The organism is Halarcobacter sp. (assembly GCF_963675975.1).
In the GTDB taxonomy this organism is placed as follows: domain Bacteria; phylum Campylobacterota; class Campylobacteria; order Campylobacterales; family Arcobacteraceae; genus Halarcobacter.
Genome location: NZ_OY780939.1, coordinates 2,126,984 through 2,145,419, shown reverse-complemented (window position 1 = coordinate 2,145,419; position 18,436 = coordinate 2,126,984). Strand labels below are relative to the sequence as shown.

Annotated in this window: 19 protein-coding genes; 15 read left to right on the top strand and 4 right to left on the bottom strand. The window is 26.0% G+C overall.

The features are described from left to right. Nucleotides 1-76: 76 nt before the first annotated feature. Genes ACKU3H_RS10475 through ACKU3H_RS10460 form a run of 4 tightly spaced genes read right to left on the bottom strand, consistent with a single transcriptional unit; the run spans nt 77 to nt 3,842 of the window. Nucleotides 77-814 carry an ion transporter gene (locus tag ACKU3H_RS10475; RefSeq protein ID WP_320033802.1) on the bottom strand — a complete coding sequence of 246 codons (738 nt, stop codon included), beginning with the start codon at nt 812-814 and terminating at the stop codon, nt 77-79. Nucleotides 815-824: 10 nt separating this feature from the next. Further along, nucleotides 825-1,925, bottom strand: a complete 1,101-nt coding sequence (gene dapE, locus ACKU3H_RS10470; RefSeq protein WP_320033801.1) for a succinyl-diaminopimelate desuccinylase — start codon at nt 1,923-1,925, stop codon at nt 825-827. A 28-nt stretch (nt 1,926-1,953) separates the two neighbouring features. Then, entirely contained in the window at nt 1,954-2,757 is an 804-nt protein-coding gene (locus ACKU3H_RS10465) for a sulfite exporter TauE/SafE family protein (protein ID WP_320033800.1), read from the bottom strand. 56 nt (nt 2,758-2,813) lie between these two features. Further along, on the bottom strand, nt 2,814-3,842 hold the full coding sequence (locus ACKU3H_RS10460) for a YeiH family protein (RefSeq protein WP_320033799.1): 1,029 nt from the start codon (nt 3,840-3,842) through the stop codon (nt 2,814-2,816). 107 nt (nt 3,843-3,949) lie between these two features. On the opposite strand from ACKU3H_RS10460, the gene ACKU3H_RS10455 reads away from it, so the two are divergent. The 15 genes from ACKU3H_RS10455 to ltaE all read left to right on the top strand — a co-directional run bounded on the left by ACKU3H_RS10455 (nt 3,950) and on the right by ltaE (nt 18,432). Beyond that, complete coding sequence (locus ACKU3H_RS10455; protein WP_320033798.1) at nt 3,950-4,834, top strand: LysR substrate-binding domain-containing protein; 885 nt, start codon at nt 3,950-3,952, stop codon at nt 4,832-4,834. A 78-nt stretch (nt 4,835-4,912) separates the two neighbouring features. Continuing rightward, a complete protein-coding gene (locus tag ACKU3H_RS10450) occupies nt 4,913-7,783 on the top strand; it encodes a DUF748 domain-containing protein (protein ID WP_320033797.1) in 2,871 nt (956 codons plus the stop codon). Nucleotides 7,784-7,895: 112 nt separating this feature from the next. After that, complete coding sequence (locus tag ACKU3H_RS10445) at nt 7,896-8,444, top strand: hypothetical protein (RefSeq protein ID WP_320033796.1); 549 nt, start codon at nt 7,896-7,898, stop codon at nt 8,442-8,444. Nucleotides 8,445-8,446: 2 nt separating this feature from the next. Continuing rightward, entirely contained in the window at nt 8,447-8,833 is a 387-nt protein-coding gene (locus ACKU3H_RS10440; protein WP_320033795.1) for a DUF6858 family protein, read from the top strand. Nucleotides 8,834-9,191: 358 nt separating this feature from the next. Continuing rightward, on the top strand, nt 9,192-11,099 hold the full coding sequence (locus ACKU3H_RS10435; protein ID WP_320033794.1) for an AAA family ATPase: 1,908 nt from the start codon (nt 9,192-9,194) through the stop codon (nt 11,097-11,099). Between the two features lie 164 nt (nt 11,100-11,263). Then, nucleotides 11,264-12,436 (top strand): hypothetical protein, encoded by a 1,173-nt coding sequence (locus ACKU3H_RS10430; protein WP_320033793.1) that lies wholly within the window; start codon nt 11,264-11,266, stop codon nt 12,434-12,436. A gap of 48 nt (nt 12,437-12,484) precedes the next feature. Then, nucleotides 12,485-13,534: a CHAT domain-containing protein gene (locus tag ACKU3H_RS10425; RefSeq protein ID WP_320033792.1), complete on the top strand. Its 1,050-nt coding sequence runs from the start codon at nt 12,485-12,487 to the stop codon at nt 13,532-13,534. A 119-nt stretch (nt 13,535-13,653) separates the two neighbouring features. Then, on the top strand, nt 13,654-13,902 hold the full coding sequence (locus tag ACKU3H_RS10420) for a hypothetical protein (protein WP_320033791.1): 249 nt from the start codon (nt 13,654-13,656) through the stop codon (nt 13,900-13,902). A gap of 48 nt (nt 13,903-13,950) precedes the next feature. After that, nucleotides 13,951-14,343 (top strand): hypothetical protein, encoded by a 393-nt coding sequence (locus ACKU3H_RS10415; protein ID WP_320033790.1) that lies wholly within the window; start codon nt 13,951-13,953, stop codon nt 14,341-14,343. Between the two features lie 86 nt (nt 14,344-14,429). Next, nucleotides 14,430-14,843 (top strand): hypothetical protein, encoded by a 414-nt coding sequence (locus tag ACKU3H_RS10410; RefSeq protein ID WP_320033789.1) that lies wholly within the window; start codon nt 14,430-14,432, stop codon nt 14,841-14,843. A 156-nt stretch (nt 14,844-14,999) separates the two neighbouring features. Continuing rightward, on the top strand, nt 15,000-15,527 hold the full coding sequence (locus ACKU3H_RS10405) for a hypothetical protein (protein ID WP_320033788.1): 528 nt from the start codon (nt 15,000-15,002) through the stop codon (nt 15,525-15,527). A gap of 33 nt (nt 15,528-15,560) precedes the next feature. Further along, nucleotides 15,561-16,574 (top strand): virulence RhuM family protein, encoded by a 1,014-nt coding sequence (locus ACKU3H_RS10400; protein WP_320033787.1) that lies wholly within the window; start codon nt 15,561-15,563, stop codon nt 16,572-16,574. A gap of 163 nt (nt 16,575-16,737) precedes the next feature. Then, complete coding sequence (locus tag ACKU3H_RS10395) at nt 16,738-16,986, top strand: hypothetical protein (RefSeq protein WP_320033786.1); 249 nt, start codon at nt 16,738-16,740, stop codon at nt 16,984-16,986. Further along, nucleotides 16,983-17,222: a type II toxin-antitoxin system RelE/ParE family toxin gene (locus tag ACKU3H_RS10390; protein ID WP_320033785.1), complete on the top strand. Its 240-nt coding sequence runs from the start codon at nt 16,983-16,985 to the stop codon at nt 17,220-17,222. Before ACKU3H_RS10395 ends, ACKU3H_RS10390 begins: the two co-directional genes overlap by 4 nt. A 202-nt stretch (nt 17,223-17,424) precedes the next feature. After that, complete coding sequence (gene ltaE / locus ACKU3H_RS10385; RefSeq protein ID WP_320033784.1) at nt 17,425-18,432, top strand: low-specificity L-threonine aldolase; 1,008 nt, start codon at nt 17,425-17,427, stop codon at nt 18,430-18,432. The last annotated feature ends 4 nt before the right edge of the window (nt 18,433-18,436 follow it).

The window sequence follows — 18,436 nt, the reverse complement described above, 5'->3', positions numbered from 1 at the left end:
TTAGATTATTTGGAATAATTCTATCAATCTTTTTAAATAATAATCAAAAAGATTACATTTTGTAATCTATATTAAATTATTGTTCATTCTCTTTATTTTTTCTTTTTTCATTTATCTTATCTAATAAACTACTTGTAAAGATACTTCCAGGAATAGCATAAAAGGCAATCCCCAAGGCACTAACAAAGGTTGTTAGAATTCTGCCCACAGTTGTAATAGGATACATATCCCCATACCCTACAGTTGTAAAAGTAGTAACAGCCCACCATAATGTTGTAGACATACTAGTAAATACTTCAGGTTGTGCTTTTGATTCTACAAAATAAACTAAAGGTGTTAAGGTAAACAGTAATACAAATATAGCTATTACTATATATAGAAACTCCTCTTTCTTTTCTTTGAAGATATCTATTATAAGTTTATCAAACTCATTAAACTTTGCTAGTCTAAACAGTTTGAATATTCTTATTACTCTAAGACCTCTTAGGAAACCTAGGTCTATATTGAAGATTGTTAAATAAAAAGGCAATAATACAACCAAGTCTATAATCATAAAAGGAGTAAACATATATTTTATCTTGTTTCTCTTTCTTGAATATAGTCTTAGTATATACTCTATGGTAAATAAAAATATATTTACCATATTGATTTTTTCAAATAGTGTAAAATACTCACTTAGTGACTTCTCTGTCTCAAGAAACATCACTGTTATACTAACAAGTATATTCAAGTATATAAGAACTTGAAAGAATACACCATATTTATGTTTTGTTGGTTTTTCAAAAATCAGATATAAGTTACTTTGAAAATCCATCTTACTCTTTCTAGAAGTTCTTGATTAAATCTTCATATACAGCAGTTAAACCCTCTACTTCTTTTACAGTAGTTCTTTCCCCGACACTATGAATAGTATCGTTTATTACTCCAAACTCTATAGCTTCTATACCAAAGGCTCCAAAATATCTAGCATCACTTGTTCCACCAGCTGTTGAGTGTTTTGTTTTTACATTTAGTATTTTCTCTATTGAAGTTTCCATAGCCTTTACAACTTTTGATTCTTTGTTAGTTACAAAAGGAAATGAACCTTGTGTTGTTCTAAAGTCGTATTCTAAACCTTTTAGATTCTCATGTATAAACTCTTCTACACTCTCTCTTGTTGTATTTGTAGAGTTTCTTACATTGAACATAAGTTTTAATTCATTTGGTGTTACGTTTGTTACTTCCATACCACCTCTTATATCTGTTATAACCATTTTACTAGGAGCAAAGTATTCATCTCCATCATCTAAGTTATGTCCAGCTATTTTTGGTAAGATACTTGCAAAGTTGTGTACAGGGTTAATACACTTTTCTGGATACGCTGCGTGTCCTTGTTTACCTTTTATAGTTATATATCCGTTTATACTTCCTCTTCGCCCTACTTTTATAGCATCTCCAAATACCTCTTCACAAGTTGGTTCTGCTACTACTGCGTATTGAGGTATAAAGTCTATCTCTTTTAGGTGTTCAAGCATTTTGATAGTTCCGTATGTTCCTTCACCCTCTTCATCAGAAGTCATTAATATACTTAAAGTCCCATCAAAATTTTGGGCATGTTTACATGCATAAAGAAAAGCAGCATCTCCACTTTTCATATCTTGCGTTCCCCTTGCAGTTATAACTCCATCTATAATATCAGCAGCAAAAGGATCTACATCCCAACCTTGTCCAACTGGTACTACATCTATATGTCCTGCGAAACAAAGGTGTTGAGGGTTATCATTAAACTTTTTATAATAGAATCTGTTTTTTACACCCTCCATGTCTACTTTTATACATTGCCAAGTATCACCTAAGTATTCTTCTATAAAATCAAAAGCTCCATCATCATCAGGAGTAATAGATTTAAATCTTAATAATTTTTGAAATAGTTCTATAATTGTCATTTATATCCTTTTAATTACGCGATTGTATCTAAATAAAAGAAAAAAGCATTTTAAGACATAAAGATATTAATAATAATGCAAATATTTTTTTAACAATACCAGAAGGTAAAGTATGTGCTAGTTTTACTCCAATAGGTGCAGTAAAATAACTGCATATAGAAACAAAGAAAAAAGCTGGTAAAGATACATATCCTAAAGTATAGTGTGTTAAGTCTGTATTATCCCAACCATTTATGATAAATCCTATAGTTCCTGTAACTGCTATGGGAAAACCTACTGCTGCACTTGTACCTATTGCTTTTTTTACATCTACATTTTGCCATATTAGATAAGGAACTGTTAAAGAACCTCCACCTATTGAAACCATTGCAGAGATTGCTCCAATAATAGTCCCTGAAAAAAACTGCCCTTTAGAATTTAGCAATTTTCTACTTGGCTTTGGTTTTTTATTTATAATCATTTGACTAGAAACATATGCCATAAAAATAGAAAAGAATATAGCAAGATATAAAGAACTTAATATTGAAGCTATAAACGTGGCAAGAAAAGTTCCAATTATAATTCCTGGACTCATCATCTTTACAACATTCCACAAAACCCCATTTTTTTTATGATGTGCTTTTAAACTTGAAATAGAGGTTATAACAATTGTTGCCATTGATGTACCTAATGCCATATGCATTATATTTTCACTTTCCATCCCTTGCATTGTAAATATAACAACTAGTGTTGGAACAATAATTCCACCGCCACCAATACCAAGTAATCCTGCAGCTACACCAACAAACAACCCTAACAATATATAAAGAATAATTGATTCTAGTCCAAGCATTTTGTAATCCTAATAAAAAAGAAGTGTATAGTAACACTTCTCTTCTTAAAACTCTTCTAGAAAGTAACTACAAAACTTATTAAATAAAAACCTCCAAAGATTAACCATAAAAATAAAATAAATGCCAAATATACTGGTTTTGCTCCCACATTTTTAAACTTATCAATACTTGTTTCCATACCTAATGCACTCATTGCCATTGTTAATAAAAAAGTATCAATTGTATTTATAGTATCTATTGTGCTTAAAGACAAAAATTCAAATGAGTTAAAACCAACTACACCTATAAAAATAATTGCAAACCAAGGTATAGTTATACTGCCCTTTTTATTACTTGTTTTATTTTTTGCACTTTTAGCTAGCCAAATAGATAATACAATCAAAAATGGAGCAAGCATCATAACTCTAATCATCTTTACAACAATAGCATCAGTACTTGCAACACTTCCAACTGCATTTCCTGCTGCAACTACATGAGCAACTTCATGTATAGTTGCACCAATATAAACACCCATTGTTGATTCATCAAAATTGATTAATCCAGCTTTATATAAAAATGGATACAAAAACATAGCTATTGTTCCAAATAATACAACAGTAGATACAGCAATAGCACTTTTATATGGTTTTGCATTTATAACTGGTTCAGTTGCCAAAACTGCTGCTGCTCCACATATAGAACTTCCTGCACTTGTTAGTATTGTAATCTCTTTATCAAGCTTTAGAAACTTTACTCCAACTATATATCCAATAATAAAAGTTAAAGATACAATTAGAAAACTTATTAAAATGCCATTTATACCAACCTCTTGGATACTTTGAAAAGTTAATCTAAACCCATATAAAACAATCCCTGTTCTTAAGATAGTTTTTGTAGAAAAGACTATCCCTTTATGCCATTTTTCTGGAAGTTTATTTCTTAGAGTATTAGCATATATCATACCTAGAACAATACCTATAATAAGTGGACTAATACCTAAAGACTTAAATATATGAAATTGTGCTAAAAATGTAGCTGCACATGCAAATAATGCAACAAATAAAACCCCACTAATTGTATCTTTTCTATTCTCTTTACTAAACATAATAAATCCTTCAATTTTTTATAAACCAAAGTATATCACTAAGGATTTTATTTGTAAAATATATTATTTTTATTATAATAATAAATATTTTTAATAAGGAACTCCATATGACATTAAAAGAACTTAACTTTTTTTATAGATTGAGTGACAATCCAAATGTAAGTCAAATAGCAAATGAGATAAACATAAGTCAATCTGCAATCTCCCTTGCAATAAAATCATTAGAAAAGAAATTAGGAGAGAGTTTATTTGATAGAGTTGGGAAAAAACTTATTCTAAACGAGAGAGGAAAATATTTTAAAGAGCTTACATATGAACATTTTATTGCAATAACAGACTCAGAAAATATATTCAAAAAAAATAAATTAGCAGGAAAACTAAATATTGCTGCTAGTAAAACTATAGCAAACTATATGATGCCAAATATTTATTACACTTTTTTATCTAAATATAAAGATGTAAAACTAGATATAAACTCTCTTAATTCTTCTGCAATAGTAGAACAAATATTAAAAGGTAGTTTAGATATAGGTCTTATAGAAACCTCTTTTGATAATCCAAATATTATAAAAGAAAAGATAATAGATGATGAACTTATTATTGTAACTAGTGATAAAGATGCACCCAAAAAGAGTTTCATAGATACAATAGATAAAAAATGGATATTAAGAGAAAGTGGCTCGGGGACAAGAGATATTTTTATGAATAAGTTAGGTATTTTAGCAAAAGATATAAATATATTTATGGAATTATATGAATTTGATGAGATAAAGAAGATTTTGATAAAAAATAAAGATACTATTACTGCCATATCAAAAGTTGCCGTTGAAGAGGAATTAAAAAATAAACAACTATTTCAAATAAAACTAATAAATATAGATTTTAAAAGAGAATTTCATCTTATATATCATAAAGAAAAAAACAAAAATAAACTATTTGTTACTTTTAAAGATTTTATTGAATCTCAACTAATAAAAAATAAAAATATTTAAAAATATATAATATAGAAACTTTGTTATTTTTTATTAACCTTGATGTGTTATAATCGGTATGAATGAAAAGGATTACTTATGAAAAACAGTAAACTATTTATAACAATATTATCTATTTTTTTAATTTATACTATTATTGGTTTTATTGCTATTCCAAAGATTGCTAAACCACAAATAGAAAAAATAATAAATGAAAACATAACTCAAAAAGCCTCAATTGAGAAACTAAAATTCAACCCTTTTTTACTGAAACTTTCAGCTTTTAATTTAAAAATTTCAGATAAAAATACAACTACTTTTAGTCTCGATAAACTTGAAATAGATTTTTCACTTATTACTTCTTTAGATGAAAAACATATAAATTTTAAAAATTTAGAACTAGTAAACCCTTATATTAATGTTATAGAAAATGAAGATGGTAGTTTTAATTTTGAAAAAATTATTAAACCTACGGAAGAAGAAAAAAAAGAGAATGAAAAAGAAAACTCAAGTATAAAATTTCAAATTTTTAAAACTATAATAAAAGATGCAAAAATAGATTTTACTAAATTAGAAAAAAATAAAAAACCATATAAATTAAGTATAAATAATTTTAATTATACTTTTTATGATATGGGTACGTTTAAAAATACTCTTGCTTCGCACAGTTTACGATTAGATATAAATAATACTAGTAAAATTATTATAAATGGTGGACTTAGATTATCACCATTTGAAATGTACGGTAATGCACAAATTATAGATTTAAAACCAACTCAATTTTTAGCATATAAACCAAATTTGTTAAACTTCAAAATTAGTGATAATGCTAACATAAATCTAAAGTTTGGATATAAAATCAATGCTAAAGAAGATTTAAATCTTGAGATAGATAATGCAATATTTAATTTGGATAATCTAAATATTACAAAAGACAACAATAATCTAATAAGTTTAAAAAACCTAAATCTTGATAATCTAAATTTTAATTATCCACAAAATATTCTTGATATCAATACAATTAATCTAAATAATTTAAACTCAAATATCAAAATAAATAAAGATGGAAATATAAACTTTGATAAGCTTGTAAATACTTTTGAATCAGAAGATGAAGTTAACAAAAAAACAAATGAAAACAGTAAGCCTTTTTCAATAAGTTTAAAAAAGTTTTCTATAAAAGATTCAGATATTACTTATAGCGATTTAAAAAATAGTTTAAATCTTACTACAAATAATATTGATTTTGAACTTGACAATTTAAATTTTAAAGAAAATAAATTACTTCTAAAAAATGCAACATTAAGTAAAGCAAAAATTTTATTTAATCAAGAAGACAATGATATAAAAATAGAGAATATATCTTTAAATACAAATGATTTAGAACTAATTACCAATGATATTAAACTTGCCCTTGCAAAACTAACAATTTCTAAATTATCTATGAAAAATGAAAAAAATAAACTAAAACTAAATTCTTCAAAAACAGATATCTCTATACTTGATACTACATTTGTTCAAAATCAAATTGATATTAGGGAACTTCTAATAAAAGAGCCATTAATTGAAATGATAGATGAAAAAAACAATCAAACAATAAAAGCAAAAGATATAAATATCAATATCAATGAGATATCACAAAAAGACAAGCAATTAAAAATTGTAAAATCATCAATTGATGAACCTAAAATAAATATAACATTAGGTAAAAACACCAATAAAAAAGAGCAAATAAAAGAAACTATTTCAATAAAAAAAACAAACCCTACAAAAAAAAGTGATTTTAATTTTGATATTGGTCCAGTAAAAATCAATAACATGAAAATGAGTTTTGAAGATAAAAACCTTCCTATTGATTTTAAAACTGATGTAACTGAACTAAATGGTGAGTTTTCAAGATTAAACTCAAGTAATTCAAAACCAACAAAATTAAATTTAGAAGGTAAAGTTGATAAATATGGATATACAAAAATAACAGGTACTGTAGATATAAATGATATAAAACTTCTAACAAATACAAATATACTTTTTAAAAATATTGCAATTAAAAATTTTACTCCATATTCTGGTAAATTTATAGGAAGAGAGATAGATGAAGGTAAATTAAATCTAGATTTAAAATATAACATAAAAAATTCAGATTTAGATGCAACAAATTCTATTATCATTAGTGATATAAAACTTGGTAAAAATATTGAAAGTCCTGATGCTGTTAAATTACCTTTAGAATTAGCAATTGCTTTATTAGAAAACTCTAATGGAGTTATTGATATAGATTTACCAATAAAAGGAAATATTGATGATCCTGAATTTTCAATTGTACCAATAGTTTGGAAAGCCTTTAGAAATTTAATATTTAAAGCTGTTTCATCACCTTTTAGTCTATTAGGGTCGTTATTTAATATAGATGAAGAGAAACTAAAAACTGTACAATTTGAAGTAGGAAAAAGTGATATTATTGCCTCTGAAAGGGAATCTTTAGATGCTATTGCGAAAATATTAAAACAGAAAAATAAACTTGCAATAAATATTGAACCTATATATAATAAAGAAGAAGATACAAAAGCACTACAATATGCTAAAGTAACTCAATTAATAAGTAATGAGATGGATAAATATTCAAATGATGATGAATATAAACTTGCATTAGAAAATCTTTATAAAAATGATAAGTTTGAAAAAACTTTAGAAGAGTTAAAAGAATCGTTTATAATAAAAAATAAAGAGGGAAAAGAGTTATTCGACAATGAAAGTTATGTTGCAAAAATCAAAAGTTTATTAGCAAGTAAACAAGTTGTCACTAAAGAAGAACTAATTAAACTATCTCAAAATAGAATTGAGTCTTTAAAAGATTATTTAATAAATATTAAAAATGTAGAAGAAAGTTCACTAAAAATCCTTGAGACTACAGAAGGGAAAAGTTCAAAAAACAAATGGATCAATTTTAAACTTACAGTTACTACAAAATAGAACTATTATAACCTAAAATTATAATAGTTCTATTTAAATTTCTTATAATAAAACTTCTGCTAACATTTCATAAATTTATAATTTTAATAACTAAAACTAATAAGGAAATGGGATGAACAAAATTTATTATATTTTAATAGCTGCTGTATTAGTTTTTTTTGGATATGGTATTATCACAAAAAAAGATAATGATCCTTTAAAAAAAGAGAAAAGAGTTCCTTGCCAAAAAACTACTACAACTTTTGAAAAAATAGCAAATAAAAATCTTGCTAATAAAGCAATCAAACTTCTTGAGAGTGGAAATTTTATTATCAAATCTAGAATTGAACAAGCTCAATATATGGAATCAAAAATATTAAATTATATTGATATAAAAAAAGCTGATGAGATATTACTTTCTACACTTGAAAAATACCAAAAAAAGAAAATATCATATGATGAAAAACTTATTATTGACTATTATATTCTAGAAAATGATAAAGAAGATATAGGCAAAAAAGGTACTAAATGTAAACTATACGCAGGATATTTAGTATTTGAGTTTAAACTAGAAAATAAATTAATATACAAAATTCAAACCGATTATATGCAAATGGATACTTCAGATATACCTGAACGTATGGATTGCGTAATCAAATCATTTATAACATTGAAAGGATAATAATGAAACAAAAAATTTTTAAAGAAAAGTACCACATATTTGAAATTGAGTTTACAAAAAGTGAATTAACATACTCCTCTGTTGATGAGATAATTGAGGCTTTGAAAAAGAAAATAGATGTTAATGAAATTATTGCTTATATAGCAACTTTTAATCAGTATGACCATACAGTAAATATCAAAGGTGATATTAATCCAGCAATCAAAGAAGCAAAAAACATAGTATTTTGTTTTGGTAAAGAGATACCAACACCTGAAGTATTAGCTGTAAGACCAAGATCAATTGGTGTAGTAGAACTTGAAGATAGTTTTGTAGTAAATTTTCTTGAAGCACCAAATGAACAAGCAAATGTTGCAATGGAAAACATTGTTAAATCACTTAAAGACTAAAAGAGTTTTCTCTTTTAGTTCAATTTTATATACACTTAAAATATTGCAGGTTTATTACGATATTACCTTAATATACATACATTATGTACTGTTATCGTCTAAATATCCACATTAAACATACATAAAAAGCATATCATAAACTTAAAATTTATTTAAAACCCATCTCTATTTCTAATATTTTTTATACTAATATCTACAGAAATAGCTTATTTAAGGTATTTGTAGGCATTTTAATATACGACATTTTTTGTGCATGTTATTTGTTGATTTTTAGGGTGTTTTATATATAATGTATTGTTATTAAATAGTTATAATCACAAGGCATACAATATGGATAAAGAACTAATAAGTGGATATGATGGCTAAAATATTTCCAACATTAGAAAATATTGAAAGACTGAAAGTCAAGCCAACAGAAGGAGAATTATTTTTAATTAGATATTTAATTGATAATTTATCTGATGATATTGAAATATACTTTCAACCATTTTTAAATGGAGATATGCCTGATATAATTTTAATGCAAAAAAATGTTGGTGTATCTATTATTGAGGTTAAAGATTGGAATTTAGATTTATATAAAATTGATGAAAATAATAAATGGTATTTAAAACAAAATAATGCACTCCTTAAATCGCCATTTCAACAAGTTTTTAGCTATAAAGATAATCTTTTCAATTTGCATATTAATGGATTATTGAAAGAAAAAATTAAAAATAAACAATTTTATGGGAGAATACAGCCATATGTATATTTTCATAAAGCTACAAAAAAAGATATAGATATTTTTTATAGTACTATCTTAAATTATTATAGAAATTTAGAGCAAGGGTGTCATAATGATTTTAGATCAAAAAAGATTTCATTTGACAATTATGAAAAAAAACTTGAGTACTTAAAACAAAAAAAATCTAAAATTGATAGAGACATAAGATATTATGCAGTAGGTAATAATAATTTACAAAAAATAATATTACCAAAAGAAACTTCTAGCTTATTTACTGAAGCTATTTATAAAGAGTTTCATAGATATTTACAACCACCGTATCATACTCTTCAGCAAGGTATAGATATTCAGTATAGTAAAAAACAAGAAAAATTAATTGTAAGTGAGTCAATACATCAAAAAATAAAAGGTGTTGCAGGTTCAGGTAAAACTGTAGTTTTAGCTAAAAGAGCAGTAAATGCACACAAAAGACATAATGGAACTGTACTTGTATTAACATTTAATATAACTTTAAAAAGTTATATTCATGATAAAATAAGTAATGTTAGAGATAACTTTAGTTGGAAGTATTTTTACATAACTAACTATCATCAATTAATTACTCAATTATTAAATAATCTTAATATTGATTTTGAATTACCTGAAAATATAAATAACGATGAGATTTCAAATTACTTAGATAAAAATTATTTTTCAAATACAAAACTATTTGAAAAATATCATGAAAATATTCCTAAATTTAAATCTATATTTATTGATGAAATACAAGATTATAAACCTGAATGGATTAAAATAATAAGAGAGTATTTTTTAGAAAAAGATTCAGAAATGATTCTTTTTGGAGATGAAAAACAAAATATTTATAATAGAGAATTAGATAATGAACAAAAACCAAAAATTGTGCAAGGATTTGGAAGATGGGAATATTTAAATAAATCTATCAGACATCAAGGTGATGGTGGTAGAATATTAAACTTAGCAAAAAGATTTCAAAAATCTTTTTTTGATAAAAAATATGAAATTGATACTTATGATGACTCATCAAATACCCCATCATTAAATTTAGGTATATATAAAATTAAACATTATCAAAATGATAGATTAAATATACTGGTAAAATCAATTTATGAAGAAATTAGACAAAATAATATCCAACCAAATGATATTTCGATATTATCTTCAAATGTAAACTTACTAAGGGAAATTGATTATATTATAAGAACAAAGTATAATGAAAATACATTAACAACATTTGAAACAAAAGAAATGTTTGAAAGAATCAATAAAAAAGAAATTGAAAAAATTAGAAAAAATAAAAAGATTGGTTTTAACTTAAACAGTGGTGTAATGAAAATATCAACTATTCACAGTTTTAAAGGATACGAAACACCAACTTTATTTTTAATTATTGATGAAAATGATAATGAAGAGATGGTTTATGCTGGGATAACACGAAGTAAATTTGATATTATGGTTTTTACTAAAGAAGATAGTAAATATAATAACTTTTTTAATATAGACTTAGATAAGGGATTATAACAAAACAGAGGAGAGGAACGAGTAACCCATCGGCTTTTAAGTAGGTTCAACAAGCTATCGTTTTAAAGTGAGTGAGAAAGTAATTTAAAGTGTCATTAGGGGTTACATCGTCCCTCACTTCATGCGTTGTGTGTAAAACTAATATGAGACAAATTGGGGTCTAAATGGATAAGATTATAGATATACCTAAAATGAAAAAGCAACTTAATGAAATAAATAAAGTAAACAATAAACAATTATCATTAGAACATAAAAAACTGAAAGAAAAATATTTGGAGGTATTAATGTTACCAGATAAATTTAATACATATTTTTCTAATGATTGCTGGATAGCATTTGATTCTTTTGATGATAAAGTTATGAAAGATGCGATAGAAAGATATGAAAAACATAAATCTATTGAAATGATTGATGAGTTTTTTTCTGATATTTATAATGAAAATTTTATCAATACTTTTATAGATCAAATAACATGTTTTAAAAACTGTCATCTTGATAATTTACCTAATGTCGGAACCCTATTTATAAAATACTTTTTAGACAGAATTGAAATTATTGAGATTGCAAAAGAAGATTATTTAAATGAACGGTATTATTCTTGTATTCCGTTATTATTATCTGCAATAGATGGTATTACAAATGATATAGACCATGAGTTTGGTTTCTTTACAAAGCATGCTGATATGATTATTGAAGATTCAATAGTTGGTCATCAAACAGGATTACAGGTAATTCAGAAAATAGTAAACCAAGCTAGAAAAACAACTAGCCTAGAACCAATTACAATACCCTATAGAAATGGTATTTTACATGGAAGAGATGTAAATTATGGGAATAAAATTGTAGCAGCAAAGTGTTGGAATATTTTATGTGCATTAAGAGATTGGGCAAAAGACAACAATAAAAAGAACTTTACAGTTGAAAATAGGAATCCTATAACAAAAGAAGATATAGATAGTATTGTATCAAATGACTTTGATATATTCATTGACAATTTATTTGAAAAATTGAAAGACAGTAGAAATCATGAATTAATATTTTTTTGTAAATACCCAACAAATATTTATAGCAAATATCATAGAATGAAAGAGCTTAGCAGATTATTTAAAGATATTAAATTTTTAGATTTTAAAATCATACACAAAGAAGAGTATCAAAACAATTTAAAATCACTAAATATAGAGATAACATACAAGTATTTAGAAGAAGAGCTAAATAAACAAATTAATATCTCTGTGGAATATTCTGATATAGATAATAAGCTAGTTTCAACTAAAAATAAAAATGGTCATTGGAAACTTAACTTCTTAGAATCATTCAATACTTTGAGAATGTAAAGTTGGCAAAGCGATGAACACACAACAAAACTTTGGAGAGAAATATAAATGGCGATGATAGATACTTACAAAAATAATGTTCATAGAAAAAAACAAGAGATATTAAAGCTAAATGAAAATTATGCAAAAGAGCAAAAAAAGATTGCTGAGAATATGAATAAAATTATATCTGCAAAACAATCTATTTCTCGAACAAAATCTGAATCAACAATCAAATCTAAATTAAGAGAAATAGAAAGATATGAAAAATCCATTAGTGATATAGAAAAAAAGATAGCAACAAATCATCAAAAAATTTCTCAGAAACAAAAAGAACTTCATAATGAAGAAAACAAAGTTATAAAAGAAGAAGAAAAAATTTATAAAAAACAACAACAAGAAGAAAAAAAACGAATGTTGGAATCAAAAAAAAGAGAAAGTGAATTAAACTCTAGGCTACAAAAGCATGATTTTTTACATCAACAGACAAAAGCTGAGATATCAAAAATAAAAGAGTTACCAAAAAAAATCAACGTATTATTTTTGGCATCGAATCCAACTGATCAAACCCAATTACGTTTAGATGAAGAAGCTAGAGCTATTATGGAAAATATTCGTAAATCTGACTACAAAGAATCTATAGAGTTCAAATCAGTTTGGGCAGTAAGGCCTTTAGATATATTACAAGCTTTAAATGAATTTAGCCCAACTATAGTACATTTTAGTGGTCATGGTTCTAATCAAGATGAAATTGTTTTTCAGGATGAGGAAGGGAATACAAAACTTGTAACGAAAGAGGCTTTAGTCCAAACAATGACAGCTACATCGGATAATATTAGAGTCGTTTTTTTTAACACCTGCTATTCTAGAAATCAGGCTCAAGAAATTGTTAACCATATTGAGGCTGCAATAGGTATGAATGATTCAATTGGTGATAATGCAGCTAGAATTTTTGCGGCTCAATTTTATTCAGCTATTGGCTTTGGCAAATCAATAAAAACTGCTTTTGAACAAGCAAAAGCAGCATTAATGCTTGAAAATATACCTGAGGAGCATACACCAGAACTATTTATTCAAAATGGAGTATCTCAAGAAGAACTAGTATTAGTAAGTAAATAGTGCATTTATAGAGCTGTAATATATACGTTAAAAATATCAATATATTACAAATTGACATATTTTTACATTTGATAAATAAAATTTACTATACTTTGGAAAACAAATTATAAGGACTAGTTATGATAGGAATTTCATTTGAAATAAACGGTAAAAAAGTAAACCCAAATAATATTGGAGATGCTTTAGAAAATGCAATGTTACAACAAATTGGTGAATCAATTAAAAAATCAATAGGTTCACTTCGTTGTAATGAACATAATCAAACACCAAAAGTTTTAGTAAAAGGAAAAAGTTTAGATAAATTATCTATTGAGGTTTCAGGTTGCTGTGATGATATTATAAAAAAAGCAACTGATAAACTTAACTAAAGATATAACAAATTATTGGAGAGAAATATTAAGGAGGAAGCAGTATAAATGAAGGATTTTAATAATAATGGCAATATTGATAAAGTAGTAATAAATGATCACTCAAATACAAATATCCATAAACCATTATCACAGTGTAATGTAGATGAATTACAACATGAATATAAACATAGACAAAACCTACTAGATAGTGAGATAAAACAAAAGAAACGAAAGTCTAGGAATGCTTCCTTATTTATTGCCTTTATTGCAACAGCATTTGCAATTTGGAATTACTTTAATGGTCATGCAGAATTCTCAAAATTTATAATTGCTATTGGTGGGTTTATTGCTCCTATATTATTATATTTTCAGAGCCTTGAAAGACAGTCTGACTTTGAAGTAAGGCAAATAAAAGCACTAAATGAAATAACACATTTACTCAGAGAACGCGGTTTGTAAATATATAACAAATCAGAGGAGCCAATAAATTACCCTGCGGCTAATTCATCGGCTCATTTTAAACGTTATATGACAAAAGGAAAATGATGACAAATAGTTATTTATTACGGCTATTAGTGCTTTCAATATTTTTTTTAAGTAATGGATTTGCAGAAGAGTTGAGCAAAATTGAAAAAGACAAAAGACATATTGTTTCACGCATGTATCAAGCCACATACGGTATGTTGCAAATATGCCCAGATAAAGAAGTTGATTCTTTTAAGAGAATCATTGAAAACTTTGAAAAAACATATCCTGAATTTTCAAAACTGTTGAATGAATCACCATATCATCAATATGCAGTTGATAATATGGTAATAGACATAGCCCGAGAACGAAAAAAATCAGATGAATCTCGTATGCTTCAATGTTCATTTGGAAAATCTATAACACAATCTCTCATAAGTACTGCTGGTGGACAAAAGTCTGTGAGTGATATGTTAGAAAAGTTACAAAAATAATTTATATATAGATATCATATAACAAGTTCTAGGAGAGAAATAGTTAACCCTAACGGGCAAAACTATTTCTCAATTCAAACGTTGTATAAATAAAATTAGTACTAAATCAATCTTTAGGTAAAATTATATTATTAAGTTTTCAAGGAAAGTTACTCAATGAGAGAAATAAAAGATATAAAAACTGAAATCTATGATATTTTAACAGATCATGGTGCCATATCGGATTTTGAACTATCTGAAAAAAATGGACGAGAGATTTATAATTATTGTGAAAATAAAAATATTAATATATCAATACTTCATAATTATAATACTAGATATTCATACGAGCATTTTTTTGATGAAAATAAAAAACTTATAGACAATCTAACAACACATGAAAAATTTATAACTAAAGTTTGTGCACTGGATTCTTCTTACTCTTGTTGTGATTGTATAGAAAAGCAAGAGTGGGCTATATCATATGGTTTAACTCCTATATATAGGATTGATCTTCTTAATATTATAGCACTGAGTTCAGTTGATTTTGTAATTCCAAATAAACTAGAAATATTTGATTTTGAATATAAACTAATAGAAATTATTAATGAAAAGTTATCTGCATTATTTAGATATCAAGCACTTAACATAATGGAAAATGAACTAACAATAAATAAATCTACATTTAAAGATTTTTGTAGATAATTTAAAATAATATTTTCAAAAAATGGGAACAAAATGAATAACAATTTAACAATAAAAGATGAACTAACAGACTTCCTACTATATACAACACCAAACAATGATATAAAAGTAGAAACATATCTACACAATGAAACTCTATGGCTTCCTCAAAAAAGAATAGCTGAACTATTTGGTGTAGATAGAACAGTAGTTACAAAACATTTAAAAAATATATTTGAAAGTGGAGAATTAGAAGAGAATTCAGTTAGTGCAAAAATTGCACATACTGCCGAAGATGGGAAAAAGTATAATACAAAATTTTATAACCTAGATGCGATTCTTTCAGTTGGTTACCGTGTAAACTCTATTCAAGCTACACAGTTTAGGATATGGGCTACTAAGATACTAAAAGAGTTTATCATCAAAGGCTTTGCTATGGATGATGATAGGATGAAAAACGGTCGTTATTTTGGTAAAGACTATTTTAGAGAACTACTTGAACGAGTTCGCTCAATCCGTACAAGTGAGCGAAGAATATATCAACAAATCACAGATATATTTGCAGAGTGTAGCATAGATTACGATAAAAACTCTCAAACTACAAAAGACTTTTATGCCACAGTTCAAAATAAATTTCATTTTGCAATTACAGGGCAAACTTCCGCAGAAATAATCTATAAAAAAGCAGATAAAACAAAACCATTTATGGGCTTGCAAACTTGGAAAAATTCGCCTGAGGGAAGAGTGTTAAAATCTGATTCAGTTATTGCAAAAAATTATTTAACAGAGGAAGAGATAAAAGACTTAGAGAGTGCCATAAGTGGCTACTTTGATTATATAGAAAGAATCATAAAAAACCATACAACTTTTACTATGCAGAGTTTATCTAATTCAGTCAATAAATTTCTTGAATTTAATGAGTATAAAATACTTGAAGATAAAGGAAGTATCTCAAGAAGTCAAGCAGAACAAAAAGCATTTAGTGAATATGAAGAGTTTAATAAAATTCAAAAAATTGAATCAGATTTTGATAAAGAGATGAAAAAAGTTTTAAAGGGAACTAAGTAGTAATGGATATATATCCTGCTGTTCATACAACAAAACCTAGCACCGAACAGGTAACCTGTCGGTGAATTCAAACGTTAGAGATTAAAAAAATAAATATATTTAAAGCTTTTTATAAAGTTTTATGCTATAATACACTTATACATCACTATGTAAAGGAGTATTTATGCATAGATTAAATTTGACAATAGATGAAAAACTATATGAACAAGCTAGAGCAGTAAGTTTTATAGAAAAAAAATCAATTTCACAAATGATTAGAGAAAGCCTTAGTGAATACATTGCAAAAAATGCTAAAACAAAACAACAAGCTGACTTGATACTTGAAGCTGATGATGAAAAAGAGATTTTATCAATACTAGCAAATGATGAATTTACTTCAAATGAAGATTTTAAAAATAAATTCAACTTATGATTATTTCATATTCTAAAACATTTGAAAAGAAGTTTTCAAAATATGATAGAAAACTTCAAGAAAAAATCTTTCAAGCTATTCAAAACTTACCGGATGGGAATGTGAAAAAACTAACAGGTAATGATATACCTCCAATTTATAGAATCAGAGTATCAAAATACAGAATACTGTTTCACATGAATGAAGAAGAAATAAAAATATTAAAAGTTGATAGTAGAGGTGATATTTACAAATAGTAAATTGTCTAAAAATTCCATAAATCTTAAAGAAATATGAAACAAAAGATGTAGACTTTAAAATCATATGTTTAAAGCCTTATACAGTTTTTCCTCAAAAAATATTGACAACATTTCTATTTATTAAAAAAATAACCATTTTTTTCTTTACAATTTCTAATAAAAAAGTTAACATCTTTATCTATTTATAAAAAGGTACAAAATGAATAATATAATTGATTTAAGAAGTGATACAGTAACAAAACCATCAAAAAAGATGAGAGATATTATTAAAAATGCAAATGTTGGGGATGATGTTTATGGTGAAGATCCAAGTGTGATTGAACTAGAAAATAAAATAGCAAAAATGGCTAAAAAAGAAGCAGCTGTTTTTGTACCAAGTGGAACACAATCGAACCTTTTGGCTTTACTTAGTCATTGTCAACGGGGTGATGAATATATTTGTGGGCAAGAAGCTCATATATTTAAATATGAAGCAGGTGGTGGAGCGGTAGTTGGTTCTATTCAGCCACAACCAATAGAGTTTGAAAAAGATGCTTCTTTAGATTTACAAAAAGTAAAAAGTAAAATTAAACCAATTGATAACCATCATACTAGAACAAAACTTTTATGTCTTGAAAATACTCACAATGGAAAAGTTCTTGATTTAAAATATTTAGAAAAAGCATCTAAATTTGCAAAAGAAAACAATCTTTTACTTCATCTTGATGGGGCAAGAGTATTCAATGCAGTTGTTGATTTAGATATAAATCTAAGTGATATTACTAAATACTTTGATTCGGTATCTATTTGTTTATCAAAAGGCTTAGGTGCACCAGTTGGTTCAGTTTTAACAGGTTCAAAAGAGTTTATAAAAGAAGCTAGACATTATAGAAAAATGTTAGGTGGTGGTTTAAGACAATCTGGACTTTTAGCTTCAGCTGGACTTTATGCTTTAGAAAACAATATCAAAGATTTAAAAAAAGACCATAAATTAGCTAAAAAGCTAACAAAAAGTCTAAAAAAAATAGATGAAATAAAAATAGTATCAAATGATACAAATATGCTTTTTATAGAAGTTAAAGATTCAGAAAAATTAGTTAATTATCTAAAAGAAAAAAATATTCTAATCTCAGGATATGGAAAACTTAGAATTGTTTTACATAGAGACATCTCAAAAAAAGATATTGAAAAAGTTATAGAAGTATTTAAAAGTTATTACGCTAAGTAATAAC

What these genes read in the sequence shown, in the direction of transcription:
- ACKU3H_RS10475 (WP_320033802.1), bottom strand. Translation starts at nt 814, where the DNA reads ATGGATTTTCAAAGTAACTTATATCTGATTTTTGAAAAACCAACAAAA.
- ltaE (WP_320033784.1), top strand. Translation starts at nt 17,425, where the DNA reads ATGAATAATATAATTGATTTAAGAAGTGATACAGTAACAAAACCATCA.
- ACKU3H_RS10405 (WP_320033788.1), top strand. Translation starts at nt 15,000, where the DNA reads ATGAGAGAAATAAAAGATATAAAAACTGAAATCTATGATATTTTAACA.
- ACKU3H_RS10400 (WP_320033787.1), top strand. Translation starts at nt 15,561, where the DNA reads ATGAATAACAATTTAACAATAAAAGATGAACTAACAGACTTCCTACTA.
- dapE (WP_320033801.1), bottom strand. Translation starts at nt 1,925, where the DNA reads ATGACAATTATAGAACTATTTCAAAAATTATTAAGATTTAAATCTATT.
- ACKU3H_RS10415 (WP_320033790.1), top strand. Translation starts at nt 13,951, where the DNA reads ATGAAGGATTTTAATAATAATGGCAATATTGATAAAGTAGTAATAAAT.
- ACKU3H_RS10410 (WP_320033789.1), top strand. Translation starts at nt 14,430, where the DNA reads ATGACAAATAGTTATTTATTACGGCTATTAGTGCTTTCAATATTTTTT.
- ACKU3H_RS10445 (WP_320033796.1), top strand. Translation starts at nt 7,896, where the DNA reads ATGAACAAAATTTATTATATTTTAATAGCTGCTGTATTAGTTTTTTTT.
- ACKU3H_RS10430 (WP_320033793.1), top strand. Translation starts at nt 11,264, where the DNA reads ATGGATAAGATTATAGATATACCTAAAATGAAAAAGCAACTTAATGAA.
- ACKU3H_RS10460 (WP_320033799.1), bottom strand. Translation starts at nt 3,842, where the DNA reads ATGTTTAGTAAAGAGAATAGAAAAGATACAATTAGTGGGGTTTTATTT.
- ACKU3H_RS10420 (WP_320033791.1), top strand. Translation starts at nt 13,654, where the DNA reads ATGATAGGAATTTCATTTGAAATAAACGGTAAAAAAGTAAACCCAAAT.
- ACKU3H_RS10450 (WP_320033797.1), top strand. Translation starts at nt 4,913, where the DNA reads ATGAAAAACAGTAAACTATTTATAACAATATTATCTATTTTTTTAATT.
- ACKU3H_RS10465 (WP_320033800.1), bottom strand. Translation starts at nt 2,757, where the DNA reads ATGCTTGGACTAGAATCAATTATTCTTTATATATTGTTAGGGTTGTTT.
- ACKU3H_RS10440 (WP_320033795.1), top strand. Translation starts at nt 8,447, where the DNA reads ATGAAACAAAAAATTTTTAAAGAAAAGTACCACATATTTGAAATTGAG.
- ACKU3H_RS10455 (WP_320033798.1), top strand. Translation starts at nt 3,950, where the DNA reads ATGACATTAAAAGAACTTAACTTTTTTTATAGATTGAGTGACAATCCA.
- ACKU3H_RS10390 (WP_320033785.1), top strand. Translation starts at nt 16,983, where the DNA reads ATGATTATTTCATATTCTAAAACATTTGAAAAGAAGTTTTCAAAATAT.
- ACKU3H_RS10395 (WP_320033786.1), top strand. Translation starts at nt 16,738, where the DNA reads ATGCATAGATTAAATTTGACAATAGATGAAAAACTATATGAACAAGCT.
- ACKU3H_RS10425 (WP_320033792.1), top strand. Translation starts at nt 12,485, where the DNA reads ATGGCGATGATAGATACTTACAAAAATAATGTTCATAGAAAAAAACAA.
- ACKU3H_RS10435 (WP_320033794.1), top strand. Translation starts at nt 9,192, where the DNA reads ATGGCTAAAATATTTCCAACATTAGAAAATATTGAAAGACTGAAAGTC.